This is a genomic window from Candidatus Laterigemmans baculatus (genome assembly GCF_010367455.1).
GTDB classification, from domain to species: domain Bacteria; phylum Planctomycetota; class Planctomycetia; order Pirellulales; family Pirellulaceae; genus Laterigemmans; species Laterigemmans baculatus.
The window spans coordinates 1-12,859 of record NZ_WRPR01000041.1; the positions used below are offsets into that span (position 1 = coordinate 1).

Below are 12,859 nucleotides of genomic sequence, written 5' to 3' on the forward strand. Positions count from 1 at the left end.
ACGGCTCGCGGAAAAATCGTTTAACGGCAAGCCGAAGGCGACTGCTTTTTAAAACACAGTCGCCTTCGGCTTGCCGTTAAACGACTTGGTAGCCGACTGCTGGGCACTGCTGACTTTATGGCAATTCAGCGTGAGAAAGCGGCGCTGTCCAGCTAATGCCCTTCGCGGAGGCGGTAGCCGAGAAAGTTGTCGAGCTCGGGGATCGCTTCGATCGCTGCGACGGTGCTTTCGATGTCGTATTCGACGCGGCGAAATCGCAGCTCGTTTCCTTCGAGGATCACGTAGCAGCTCCGCGGGTCGTTGTCGCGGGGCTGCCCGACGCTGCCGACGTTGACCATGATCTTTTGATCGCTGATCTCGTACCGATCGCCGATATCGGCCGGCCGCAGAAATTGGAGGTCGGCAGTGAACACGCCGGGGACGTGCGTGTGTCCTTGGAAGCAGGCGCCCGGGACGAGCGAAAACAGCTTGTCCATCTTCCGCCGGTTGTAGGTGTCTTCGGGGAAGACGTACTCGTTGGTCGGCCCCCGGGGGGAGCCATGGACGAACAGCAGCGTTTCATCGAGCAGCCGGGTGCGGGGCATCTGCGAGATGAACTCGAGTCGCCGCAGGCTGTCTTCCGGACTGTCCTTGGTTTCCAGTTGACGCCGAGTCCAGAAAATCGCCTGCTCGGCCGCTGCGTTGAATCCTTCGGGATCGAACAGCGCGCTGTTGTCGTGATTGCCGAGGATGGAGAATTCGAACTCCATCGCCCGGTCGAGACAGGCGCAGGGTTCCGGACCGTAGCCCACGACGTCTCCGAGACAGACGATCGATTCGACTCCCTCGTGCTCCAGATCGGCCAAGACCGCGTTGAGGGCGGTCAGGTTCCCGTGGATGTCACTTAAAATCGCGCGTTTCGTCACCGCCGCTCCGCAATATCCGAAAAGGAGGAACTCGGCCCCACCGCCCTCGCCCGCCGGGACGATCGGCTCGGCATTACCCGCCGGGACGATCGGCTCGTCACCGGCCGTGCTTCAGGCGGTCGCCGAGCATGTTGGCTAACTCGTCCACGGCGTAAATTTTCTGGGCCGTCTTCTCGACGTCATACTCGACGCGGCGGAATCGCACCAGCATGTCTTCGTCGTCGACGATCGCGTAACAGCTCCGCACGTCCTCGTCGCGGGGCTGGCCGACGCTGCCGACGTTGATGATCAGCTTCTCCTTGCCGAGCGGAAAGCGGTAGTCGCATTCTTCCGGCGGAATGAACTCGCAACCGGTCGTGAAGACGCCGGGCAAGTGGGTGTGGCCGTTGAAGCAGAAGCGGTCGACTTTGCCGAACAGGATCTCCATCTTCCGTTGGTCGAAGACGGTTTCGGGGAACACGTACTCGTTAGTCGGATCGCGAGGCGAGCCATGGACGTACATGAAGTCGCCTTCGACATGTTTCCGCGGACGCTCGCCGAGAAAATCCCACCGCTTGTTGATCTGGCTAGGCGTTCCCGGACCGTGATCGAGTTGGTCGCGAGTCCAGTAGATCGCCTGCAGGGCGACGTGGTTGAAGCCTTCTGGATCGAACAGAGCCGCTTGGTCATGATTGCCCAGGATGCAGATCCTGGTGTGCCGCATCACGAGGTCGAGGCACTCGCAGGGATTGGGGCCATACCCGATGACGTCACCCAAACAGATGATTTCGTCGACTTCTTGGCCCTGCAAATCGGCCAGCACCGCTTGGAGTGCTTCCAGATTTGCATGGATGTCGCTGATTAGGGCTCGCTTCACGCTGCAACGCCTCTACAACCGTAGTTCTGGGGTTCCGTCTGTCATTGGGCCTGTCTGTGACTGGGCCTGCCTGTCACTTGGGCCTGCCGGCTTGCCGCGGGGGGAACCGTAGAGTCTAGCTTTTTTTCCCGGTAATCCTATGACGGCTTGGCAAATCGCAATCGAAACCTGCATGCGGCAGGGGAGCGTCGCACTGTTCACGGAAGATCGACTCGTTGAGCAGGTTATTCTGCCTGCCGAATCGCGGACCGCGCAGAGCTTGGCACCGGCCGTCGCTCGCCTGCTCGCGATTCCTCCTCGAGGCGGCCGTGACGTGGCCCTGGTCAGCGCCGCAGTCGGACCGGGATCGTTTACCGGAATTCGCATCGGCGTGACCGCCGCCAAGACGCTCGCCTACGCGCTTCACTGTCCGGTCGTCCCCTGCGATACGCTCGCGGCGATCGTCCGCCAAGTTCGCCAAGGAGTCTCCGAGCACGGAGCTCCCGCGAGCGAGACCGTCGACGCCGCGATCAATGCCTATCGCGGCCAGGTCTACTGCCGGAGGGAAACGGGTGGGGGCCAGGTCGTCGTCGCTTCGCAGGCGATGGACCGACAGGAGTGGTTCGCGTCGCTGCGGAGCATGGCGAGCGAACCGATCACGGTCGCCGGTGATGCGTGGAAGTCGATCGATCCGTTGCCGCCGCACGTGAAGCTCGCCCCCAGGACGCTCTGGCACCCGATGGCCGAAACGATCGGCCAACTCGGCTGGGAGAGCTTTGAGCGGGGAGAAGCGATCGAAGCGATGCGGCTCGCGCCGGTCTACCTCCGGGCCAGCGCCGCCGAAGAGAATCTGAAATCTCCCAGTCGCTGACTCTCACGGAACCTTTGGATAATTCTGTCCGGGGAGACAACCACGAATGACACGGATGAAACGAATGGAAAGCAAGCTCGAGAGAAGGAACGGCGGATGGTGCGGAACCCCGAGTACCGCTTCGCTGAGTACGAGTACCGCTTCGCTGAGTACGAGTAAGAATTCACCGGCTACCTGAAACTTGAAACCTCCTACCTAAAACCTGCTACCTAAAACCTTCCCTCCGATGAATCCTCTTCGCACGGCTCCCGAACTACCGCTTGACGTTCTGATCGTGGCCCCGCACCCGGACGATGCGGAGCTGGGGATGGGAGGCGCGATCGTGAAGATGATCAGCGAGGGCTGGCGGGTGGGAGTCTTGGATCTGACTTCTGGCGAGCCGACTCCCTATGGATCGCTCGAACGGCGGCAGCAAGAGACGTCGGCGGCGAGCCAAGTGCTGGGACTTTCTTGGCGGCACAATGCGGGGCTCGTCAACCGAGCTCTGGAAGCGACGCTCGAGGCTCGTGGGCTGGTTGCCGGCATCATCCGGCAAACTCGACCGCGGTGGTTGTTCGCCCCCTACTGGGAAGACGCCCACCCGGATCATTTGGCGGCGACGCAGATCGTCGAGGCAGCACGCTTCTGGGCCAAGCTCTCCAACACCGATCTGCCCGGCGAGCCGCATCATCCGGAGCGGATCTTCCACTACTACTGCATCCACTTGCGAGCGGCGATCACGCCCGACTTCATCCTCGACATCAGCGATCAGTGGGAAACGAAGCTCGAGTCGATCCGCTGCTTCGAGAGCCAGTTCATCACCGGCCGGCCGACCGAGCCGCCGACGTTGATCGATCGCTTTCGCGACGACGCAGCCTACTGGGGACGCTTGATCAACCGGCGCTACGGCGAACCGTACGCGGCGCGCGAACCGGTGGCGATGACGTCCTTCGGGGCACTGATCTGAGCCACTTCCCAGACCGCCGCCTCGAGCGCATTGCGGACGACCAACAAGTTTCCGACGACCGCTGGCGGATTCCACGTCTTGCCTTCGATCGCTTGAAATCTCCCCAGCTCGCGATAGCTGCTCGGATCGAGCGCGACGGTCGCCAATTCGCCCTCTTCGGAGAGGACGAGCAGCACGTCCTCGACGATCAGCACGTGACCGTGTCCGTAGCGACCACGCCGCGGTTGCTTCCACTGACTCCGCCCATCGAGAAGGTGAACGCACTCCAGCGAGCCATCGCTGAGGGCGTAGGCATAGTCGCCGGCGACGCAGACGTTGGTGAACTTCGTCTTCAGGACGCGCGAGTTCGTCCAGACCGGCTCGGCGACCAGTTCTGATTCGGCAAGCGAGGTGGTCGGTGAAGCGGCCGGCGACTTCTTGAGGCGGAGCAGCATCGCCCCGCCGCCGTAGCCTTTGCTGAGCAGCACCGCGTCATCACCGACCGGCGTGGGATTGCTGCAGCTGGCGTTGGTGTTGCTTGATCCCGGCCAGGGGTGGGTCCAGAGGACGCGGCCATCATCGGGCGAGTGACCGGCGGCGGCGTCTTCATCGACCGTCAGGATTTGGCGCAACCCGGCCAGCGTGGCCAGCACCGGCGAGGCGTAACTGATCTGATGCTCGCCGCCGATCCACCGCGTCTCGCCGCTCTCGGCGTCGAGCGCGATCAGACTGCGAACGCCCTCCGGATGATCCTCGCTGCCGCCCAGCGGGAGCACGACCAGGTCGTCGACCAGCAGCGGCGAAGCGGCGCGGCCCCAGGTGACGCCGACTTCAGAAATCGTTTGGTTGATTCCGGCCAAGCGTGTCAGATCGACGCGCCAGAGCAGCGTTCCGTCGCGGCTGTCCAGGCAGCGAACGATCCCGGTGGCCCCTTGGACATAGACGCGGCCGTCGGGCGAGAGCGTGGGGGTGCTTCGGGGGCCGAGGCCGCCGAGCGCGTGGTAGTGCTGGCCGCGGTCGGCGTGATGCCAGACGAGCCGCCCGTCGGACAAATCGTAACAGCTGACCCACTCCCGCGCGTCGCGTTGCTCGAGCGTGAAGCCATATGGACCGCGACCCTCCTCGGCCGCCTCGGCACTTCCGGCAATCGCGAAACCCGACCACCCCTCCCCGATCGACTGCTTCCAACGCAGCCGCGGCGGGTGCTGTTCCCAGTCGAGGGTGAACTGGCGTTCGGCCACGGTCGCGTCACGCTCAGCTCCCAAAAAGCCGGGGAAATCGGCCGGTCCGATCGTCAGCTTCGCGATCCGAACATCCTCCGCTGGCGGTGGCGCCGGCTGCGAGCGAAAGCGAAACGCGAACTGGGGAATCAGCTCGCCACTGACGCCCGTCACCTCCAGCGTCGCGGCCGCACCGAGCAGAGCTCCGGCGAGCAGCAAAAGCGGAGCGAACCGCAGCCAGCGGGCTGTGCGAAACCGCCGCATCCAAGCGACGAGGAACGCGATCGTGGCGGCCAGCAGCAGCGAGGCTGAGAGCAGGTTGGCCATCTGATGATCGGTCCGCACCGAGACCCACTGGACTAGCAACATCAGTAAAATCAAGAGTCCAGCGAGATAAAAACCCCAAAATTTTTCCGAGCGGGCCGGTTGGCCCGTCCCTTGCATGGGCGGGTCAGCGAGCGGCGGTTTTTCGGACGGACTCCCGAAATTGCTGCTTTCGTTCATGAATCAACATCCGTTGCGAAGTGTGCGGGCCAAGAGGTGAAGGCCTGCAAGACATCGGAGCGTGGAAGGGTGGGAGCTGCAATAGGAATGAAAGTTCATCGACGCGACGCAGGTGCTGAAGCCGACGCCACTTCCTCGGTTTCAGCGATCCCGGTCGCCGTCCGCGGTGGGCGTTCAGTGACCGCGTTGGTAGCTGAGCCTCCAGAGCCTCCCGCAGTAGCTCGGCAGCGGCAGTCTCGCCAAATGAGCCCGCTCGCCTCCGGCGCCCGAGCTATCTACGCCCCGGTCACTCCGGCGGAGGACCGCTCGCTACGCTGGCCAGCCGACGACTCGTCAGGCTCGTTGGACTCAGCGGGCTCTCTAGACTCAGCGGGCTCGCTGCAGTGGCTCTCGACGGTTACTGCCCCGCCGCGAAACGATGCCGTCTACTATCGCGTTTGCTGCCAGCTGAAGCGACATCTCCGCGACCCCCGCAAGCCCCTGATCGTCGTTGTCGCCGAATCGGCTGAGAGCGATCTGCTGCGGCGGGCGATCGCCGCCTATGGGACCTCGTCGCCCCTTCGCGCGGCGGCTGATTTGGTGCTCGTCGTCGACGCTCCTGTCGGCTCGCCGTCGGGATCTGACTCGGCGGGCGAGAAAATCAACCTCTCGGAGGAGGCGGTCGCCGCACTCGAGGCAGGACGCAAATCGCTGCTGTTGGCGATCGATCGCTACGATCTGTATGGAAACGCGGCCCTGCTTGCCCCGCGGGAGCCACGCGAGGAGCTGGTCGAGCTGCTCCGCGTCGCCCGCGACCGGCGTGGTGTGCTGGTGATGGCCGAGGACGCCGCGGGAGACGGATGGGCGGGGGATGCCGATTCGGCGAGCCTTGCCCTGGAACTGCTCTCGAGCGATCTCGGGGTTCCGGTCGTGCCGGTGGCGCCGGGAGCAGCGGAGGATCTGCCTGAGGATCTCGGCGACCGTTGCGGTCCGATCCTGGTCGATCCCGAATCGTGGGCCGAGCTGAGCCGCGAGACGCAGCAGGCGGCGGCCGATCGTCGTTGGCAGCTCTCGCGCACCGGCTATGCGGCCTTTGGGCGGCGGCTGCTCGAGTCGCGTCGCCGCCGCAGCGGCAGGCCTAGCGGGGGAAGGTACCCGGCGCTCGCCGCGATGCTCCCCGAGACGCAGAGCGCGATTTCGGTAGTGGGACTCCGGGCTGCCGATGTGGTGGACACCGCGGCGGCCGCAGCCGGATAGAATGGCGGCGGCCGCCGTGTCGCGTGGTCGCCGACAATGCCCCCACCGCAATCGTAAGAGTAGCCCTTCCGTATGCTTTGCTGGCCTGAGGATTCGCTGCCCGAGCGGATCGCGTTCATCTCCGATCTGCATCTCTTCAGCACACGCACGACGGCGGACGAGCACATCACCGCGATGCGTGAAGCCGCCGAAACCGCCGACCTGGTGGTTTTCGGCGGCGATCTTTTTGACTTCCGCTGGAGTCGCTTAGCCGACGCCGAACGGACCGCCGCGGCCGCGATCGACTGGCTCGCCGATTTCGCCGACTCGGCTCGCGGGCGGCAGTTCGTTTATCTGTTTGGCAATCACGACGGCGATCCCCTGCTCCGTCGCCGCTTGGCCGAGTGGCAAGATTCGCGAAGTGATTTCGAGATCGCTGGCGACCTGCTCCGCGTTGGGGACACGGCGTTTCTGCATGGCGACGTGATCGAGGGCAAGAACGACGGCCGCGATCTCGACGCCTATCGCTTGCGGTGGGCCGATAAGCCGCGGGCCAGCGACGTCCAGTCGCGGGTTTACGACGCCGCCGTCACGGTGCGGGCCCATCGGTTAGCCGCCGCGCTGGCCCATCGCCGCCGCCGCACACAGCTGCGACTGATCCGCTATCTTTCTCATCAGCTCTGTGGGCCAGCCGAGGGCATTCGCCGCGTCGTCTTCGGCCACACCCATCGGCTCTGCGACGGGCAGTGGTATCGCGGCACGCAGTTCTTCAATCCCGGAGCGGCTGTCCGTGGGGTGCCCTTTCGGCCGATCGTAATCCCCGTTGGCGATTCGACCCCAGAATCTTAGGATTCCGCACCTTAAGATTCCGCACTTTAGGATCCGCCTCGCTTCCTCTTCCTTTGGTCGTTGCGAAAGTCTTCTCTGATGGCTGCATCCGCGTTCGAAATTGCCAACCGGCTCCAGCAGAACATCGAACGCGTCGTGCTCGGCAAGCCGGACGTCGTGCGATCGCTGGTCGTGACCCTGTTGGCCGCGGAGCACATCCTGCTCGAAGACGTGCCTGGAGTTGGCAAGACGCTGGCGGCCAAGGCGCTGGCACGCAGCATCGAAGGGGTGTTTCACCGCTTGCAGTTCACGCCCGATTTGCTGCCGAGCGACATCGTCGGCAGCAGTCTCTACCGCTCCGACCGGCAGGAGTTTGAATTCAGTCGCGGCCCGGTGTTCGCCAACGTGTTGCTCGCCGACGAGATCAACCGCGCCCCGCCGCGAACCCAGAGCGCGCTGCTTGAGGCGATGAGCGAAAAGCAGGTCTCGGTCGACGGCGCGACCTATCGGCTGCCCGAGCCGTTCATCGTGATCGCGACGCAGAACCCGTTCGAGTTCGAAGGCACCTACGCGTTGCCCGAGAGCCAGATGGATCGCTTTCTGCTGCGGACCAGCATCGGTTATCCGCTGCGGAGCGTCGAACGCGACGTGCTCAGTAGCCATCGCAGCGGCGAGCCGGTCGAAACGCTCGGCCCGGTGGTGACGCCCGAGGAGATTCTGGCGACTCAGCAAACCGTCCGCGACGTTCGCTTCGACAGTTCGCTCGTCGATTACTTGCTGGACATCGTCCGCGCCACCCGCTCGACCGAATCGTTTCGCGTGGGAGCGAGCACCCGCGGGGCGCTCAGCTTCTACCGAGGCTGTCAGGCGCAGGCGATCTCGGCGGGACGCGATTACGTCACTCCCGATGACATCAAGCAGATGGCGGTCCCGGCGCTTGCGCACCGAATGATCCCCGAAGGCGTCTTTCAGGCAGCGAACCGGATGAGCGTCGAACACCAGTTGGGCGAATTGATCGAGATGATCGCCGTGCCGGTCTAGCTTCGCGCCTCCCGGGCCAGCATGCACGATTCCCCGGCTGGCCGGGTGCGGGCCGTGCCGAACCCGCCTCGACGATCCCCACTCCTTTCGCTGGGGCAGTTTCCTCGGCTCCTCGTTTCGGATACCAATGAGGGCGCTTCGCCCCCTGGTTTTGTTCGTCCTCCGCACCTCCCAGCACCACGCATTCCACGATGTCGTTGCAGGTCAATATTAACGGTCGTTTGGTTCCCAAAGCGGAAGCGACCGTCAGCGTTTACGATCATGGTCTTCTCTACGGCGACGGCGTTTTCGAGGGCATGCGGAGCTACTCCGGGACGGTCTTTCAACTCGATGCCCACCTCGATCGGCTGTGGGAGTCGGCGCGGGCGATCGCTCTGGAGATTCCGACGACCAAGGAGGAACTCGGCCGAGCCGTGATGGAGACCCTCCAAGCGAACAACCTCAGCGACGGCTATGTCCGGCTGGTGATCACCCGTGGCAGCGGGACGCTCGGACTCGATCCGACGCGGTGCTCGAATCCGCAGGTCATCATCATCGCCGACAAGATCGCCCTTTACCCCGAAGAGTTTTATCGCGACGGGCTCGATCTGGTCACCGCTTCGACGATCCGCAACCACCCGGGGGCACTGAGCCCGCGGATCAAGTCGCTGAACTACCTCAACAACATCATGGCCAAGCTCGAAGGGTTGCGGGCCGGATGTGTGGAAGCGTTGATGCTGAACCACAACGGGGAAGTCGCCGAATGCACCGGCGATAACATCTTCATCGTCCGCCGTGGGCGACTGCTGACCCCTCCGGTCGACGCGGGAATTTTGGAAGGGATCACCCGCAATGCCGTGATCGCGTTAGCCGAAGCCGAAAACATTCCGGTGGCCGAAGTCACGATGACGCGGCACGATGTGATCGTCGCCGACGAATGCTTTTTGACCGGCAGCGCCGCCGAGGTCATCCCAGTCGTCCGGCTCGACGGCCGAAGCATCGGAGACGGCAAACCCGGTCCGATCACCGAGCGGCTGATGAAAGCCTTCCACCGCATGGTCCGCAGCGAAACCACGTCGAAGCTGGCCTGAAGGCCGGCGCTCTATCAGCCGCAACGCGCTAGCGTCCGGTTCTCACGGCGTTTTCGGGAACCGTGGGCTAGCGCCCGGCGGCTGATGAATAATCCGGGCTAGCGCCCGTCGGCTGATTAGCAACCCGGTCCGCTAGCGGCCCCCCTACTGCCCCACGCCAGCGGCGGTGCTGAGGATCGTCGCCGCGGTGGTCAGCCCGTTGAGCGCCATGTGGACGACGATCGGTGCCCAGATGCGGCCGGTCTGACGGTACAGATAGCCGAGGCCGAGGGCGAGAAAGAACAGCGTGATCGGTGCGGGCCCCTGCCCGAGGTGGACCACCGCAAACGCCAAGCTGGTGACGACCGTCGGCCACCAAGGACGCGATTGCGGCTGGGGGAGGTGTTCGACGTGGGAAGGGGCGTAGGGCTGCTGCGGATCGCGAGGTTCGGCCTCGAACGCCGGTTCCATTTCCTGGACCGAGGAAGGCTCATCCAAGTCGGGCTGCGGCTCAGCCGATTGTCGCCCGATTCCGGCGAGTCCACTGAGCCAGCCTTGCAGCAGCCCGCGGAAAAAGAATTCCTCGGCCAACGGAGCGATCAGCGTCGAGCTGATCGCCATCGCCGCCAGCACTGCGGCGGACTGGGGCAGTTGGAGCACATCGAGCAGCGGATGGTGGTACTCGATGAGCGAGGCGAGAATTCCCTGCAGGGCGAACACGGGGGGGAGCAGCATCACGGCTGCCACGCCGCCGATCACGAAATCGATCCCCCGGGGAAGCAGCCCCAGTTTCCGCGGGCTGAGTCCCTGCAGTCCCATCCAGGCGAGCGCGGCGGCGACGGCCGACAGCGTGGCGGCGCTGTTGAGCACGATCATCGGAATCATGCGGGCCGATTGAGCGGCCGCGTCGAGCGGGACCTCCGCCGGGGCATCCGGGAGAATCCGCGGCGCCAGCGCGGCCCCGACCAGAAAGTACACGCCGACGCAAATCAGCACTTCGGCCAGTCCGCCCGGGTAGGATGCCCGCGGTTCGGGTTCGAGTACCGCTCGCCCCATTGCGGCTCGTCGCAGCGCCCAAATCCAGAGCCCGAGCGACGTGAACAGCCACAGCAGGAGGGCAGCGGTGAGCAGTGACAGGAGCCAAGTTTCCATCGATCAGCCGTGGTCTGCGGGAGTGCGCATCAGTCGCGAGGCAGCCAGCACGTAATCGAGACCCGAGTACAGCGTCAGCAGAATCGCCCCCCAAATCATGACGTGCCGGGTGATATCGAGCCAGGCGGCCACGGGCGACTGGATCAGGCAGGCAAGCGCCAACACGACTGCCGCGCACTGCAGGACCATCTTCCATTTGCCCCACTGGCTGGCCGAGAAGTCCCCTCCTGCCCCTTCGATCAGCCCGCGGAGCGAAGTCACCAACAGCTCGCGGCCAACGACGACGATCGCCATCCACGCAGCAATTCCCGAAGCGGGAACCGCAACGAGCACGATGAACGTTCCGCAGATGATGATTTTGTCGACGAACGGATCGAAGATCCGCCCCAGCTTGGTCACCTGGCCGTACCGCCGCGCCCAGTAGCCGTCGACCCAGTCGGTGCCGGCGGCGATCAGGAACAGGATCAGGGCCGTCAGGAACATCTCGTAGCCGATCAGGGCGAAGACGGCGATCGAGAGGACAAAACGACTGGCCGTCAGCAGATTGGGGACGTTCCAGGGCGAAACGGTCGTCGAACTCGGTACGGAAATCATCGGTGTCTCTCGGAAGGGGCGTCCTGAGCTGGCTCCCAGCTAGCCGAGCGTACCGCAACGGCGCGTCGCTGGCGAGCTCAGGCATGGTGCCCGCAAAGGCCAGGGGAGTGCGCGAAGCCCAGGGGAGTGCGCGAAGCCCAGGGGAGTGCGCGAAGCCCAGGGGAGTGCGCCAAGGCGGCAGAAGCTTTCCGCTACCGAGGTTCCGCCACCGGCACCGCGACTAAATCATAGCCTTGGGACGCAACCACTTCGCAGCCGACCATTTGCCCGGCCGCCAAAGCATGCTCTCCAGTTTCCGAGATGAACGAGACCCCGTCGACATCCGGGGCATCGGCAAACGAGCGGCCCAACCAGACCCCCGGCTGCTCCTCGAGCGGAGCGTCGATGATGAAGTCAAGCGTCTGGCCGACCAGCGAAGCATTGCGGTCAAAGGCAATTTTCTGCTGGACGTGCATCAACGCCTCCCGCCGCTCCTCCTTGACCGCTTCGTCCACGTGATTCGGTAGCCGGGCCGCCGGCGTATCGGGCTCGAACGAGTAGGTGAAGACTCCGAGCCGCTCGAACTGCTGGCGATTAACGAAGTCGACTAGCTCGGCAAAGTCGGCGTCGGTCTCCCCGGGGAAACCGGTGATGAAGGTGGTGCGGAGGATCAAATTGTCGATCTTCGCTCGCATCTGGTCGAGCAACCGCTCGGTGTCGGCTCGATTGACCCGTCGCGACATCCGCTTGAGCATCGCGTCGCTGGCGTGCTGGAGCGGGATATCGATGTAGGGAACGATCCGCTCGGCTCCGGCGATCGTGTCGATCAAATGATCATCGATGTACATCGGATAGAAGTACATCAAGCGAATCCAGTCGAGCCCTTCGACCGCATCGAGCTCGCGAAGCAGCTCCGCGAGTCGCGGCCGCCCGTAGAGGTCGATCCCATAGTAAGTCGTGTCCTGGGCGACGACGACGATCTCGCGGACTCCCGAAGCGGCCAGTTGCCGGGCCTCGGCGACGACCTGCTCGAGCGGCTTGCTGGCATGTTTGCCCCGCATCTTTGGAATCGCACAGAACGTGCAGAGCCGGTCGCAGCCTTCGGAGATCTTCAGATAGGCGAAGTGCTGAGGGGTCGCGGCCAAGCGGAAATTGTCCGGCAGCGCTCGCACCGGAGCCGGCCGAAAAATCGTCCGCTGCTCCTCGATTCCATCGACCTCGCTCCCGTGAACGGCAGCACCATGGGGGCTGCCGACGAGCCGATCGGCGACGGCGACGATTTCGTCGCGGCCGAACACACCGATCAGCGCATCGATCTCCGGACGCTCCTCGAGCAACGCATCCCGCTGACGTTCGGCCAAACAGCCGCTGACAATCACGCCCCGAATCCGCCCCTCCCGCTTCATCTGCAACATCTCGTCGATCGCCCCGAACGACTCGGCACGAGCGGCATCGATGAACCCGCAAGTATTGATGACCACGAAGTCCGCTCCCTCGGGATCGGCCGTCAGCGCGTAGCCGTCGTGCTGCAGTCGCCCAAGCATTTGCTCGGTGTCGACCAAATTTTTCGGGCAGCCGAGACTGATCACAGCGTATCGCCCCCGGGCGGCGGATTCGGCGGACGAACCGCTCTCGGCCGAGGGAGCGAGCGTGGGAAGGTCACTGACGATGGGCAGTTGCATCGGAAGAATGGTCCAACGACCCCGAGAGAGGTCTGGTCGAGGTCGGCAAGAAAGGAGCG

General features: G+C 64.1%; 12 protein-coding genes. 6 read left to right on the forward strand and 6 right to left on the reverse strand.

Going from position 1 to position 12,859, the window contains the following annotated elements; genetic code table 11:
• Positions 1-152 precede the first annotated feature (152 nt).
• A complete protein-coding gene (locus GNK13_RS08610; protein ID WP_164102107.1) occupies positions 153-905 on the reverse strand; it encodes a metallophosphoesterase family protein in 753 nt (250 codons plus the stop codon).
• Positions 906-1,002: 97 nt separating this feature from the next.
• On the reverse strand, positions 1,003-1,761 hold the full coding sequence (locus GNK13_RS08615) for a metallophosphoesterase family protein (protein WP_164102108.1): 759 nt from the start codon (positions 1,759-1,761) through the stop codon (positions 1,003-1,005).
• A gap of 139 nt (positions 1,762-1,900) precedes the next feature.
• Here GNK13_RS08615 and tsaB point away from each other — a divergent pair, with 139 nt between their 5' ends.
• Positions 1,901-2,611 carry a tRNA (adenosine(37)-N6)-threonylcarbamoyltransferase complex dimerization subunit type 1 TsaB gene (tsaB, locus tag GNK13_RS08620; RefSeq protein WP_164102109.1) on the forward strand — a complete coding sequence of 237 codons (711 nt, stop codon included), beginning with the start codon at positions 1,901-1,903 and terminating at the stop codon, positions 2,609-2,611.
• A 226-nt stretch (positions 2,612-2,837) separates the two neighbouring features.
• Positions 2,838-3,557 (forward strand): bacillithiol biosynthesis deacetylase BshB1, encoded by a 720-nt coding sequence (bshB1, locus tag GNK13_RS08625; protein WP_164102110.1) that lies wholly within the window; start codon positions 2,838-2,840, stop codon positions 3,555-3,557.
• Here bshB1 and GNK13_RS08630 read toward each other — a convergent pair.
• Positions 3,494-5,260: an outer membrane protein assembly factor BamB family protein gene (locus GNK13_RS08630; RefSeq protein WP_164102111.1), complete on the reverse strand. Its 1,767-nt coding sequence runs from the start codon at positions 5,258-5,260 to the stop codon at positions 3,494-3,496. The genes bshB1 and GNK13_RS08630 overlap by 64 nt on opposite strands.
• An 87-nt stretch (positions 5,261-5,347) precedes the next feature.
• Here GNK13_RS08630 and GNK13_RS08635 point away from each other — a divergent pair, with 87 nt between their 5' ends.
• From GNK13_RS08635 to ilvE, 4 genes are all read left to right on the forward strand, one after another.
• A complete protein-coding gene (locus tag GNK13_RS08635) occupies positions 5,348-6,496 on the forward strand; it encodes a hypothetical protein (RefSeq protein WP_164102112.1) in 1,149 nt (382 codons plus the stop codon).
• A gap of 72 nt (positions 6,497-6,568) precedes the next feature.
• A complete protein-coding gene (locus GNK13_RS08640) occupies positions 6,569-7,324 on the forward strand; it encodes a metallophosphoesterase (protein ID WP_164102113.1) in 756 nt (251 codons plus the stop codon).
• 123 nt (positions 7,325-7,447) lie between these two features.
• Positions 7,448-8,344 (forward strand): AAA family ATPase, encoded by an 897-nt coding sequence (locus tag GNK13_RS08645; protein ID WP_164102125.1) that lies wholly within the window; start codon positions 7,448-7,450, stop codon positions 8,342-8,344.
• 191 nt (positions 8,345-8,535) lie between these two features.
• The gene (gene ilvE / locus GNK13_RS08650; protein WP_164102114.1) at positions 8,536-9,414 is read left to right on the forward strand and encodes a branched-chain-amino-acid transaminase; all 879 of its coding nucleotides are present in this window, start codon (positions 8,536-8,538) and stop codon (positions 9,412-9,414) included.
• Positions 9,415-9,558: 144 nt separating this feature from the next.
• Here the strand turns inward: ilvE and GNK13_RS08655 are convergent, their stop codons facing one another.
• The 3 genes from GNK13_RS08655 to rimO all read right to left on the reverse strand — a co-directional run bounded on the left by GNK13_RS08655 (position 9,559) and on the right by rimO (position 12,800).
• Positions 9,559-10,545 carry a CPBP family intramembrane glutamic endopeptidase gene (locus GNK13_RS08655; RefSeq protein WP_164102115.1) on the reverse strand — a complete coding sequence of 329 codons (987 nt, stop codon included), beginning with the start codon at positions 10,543-10,545 and terminating at the stop codon, positions 9,559-9,561.
• A gap of 3 nt (positions 10,546-10,548) precedes the next feature.
• A complete protein-coding gene (gene pgsA / locus GNK13_RS08660; RefSeq protein WP_164102116.1) occupies positions 10,549-11,139 on the reverse strand; it encodes a CDP-diacylglycerol--glycerol-3-phosphate 3-phosphatidyltransferase in 591 nt (196 codons plus the stop codon).
• A 191-nt stretch (positions 11,140-11,330) separates the two neighbouring features.
• Entirely contained in the window at positions 11,331-12,800 is a 1,470-nt protein-coding gene (gene rimO / locus GNK13_RS08665) for a 30S ribosomal protein S12 methylthiotransferase RimO (RefSeq protein WP_164102117.1), read from the reverse strand.
• Positions 12,801-12,859 lie beyond the last annotated feature (59 nt).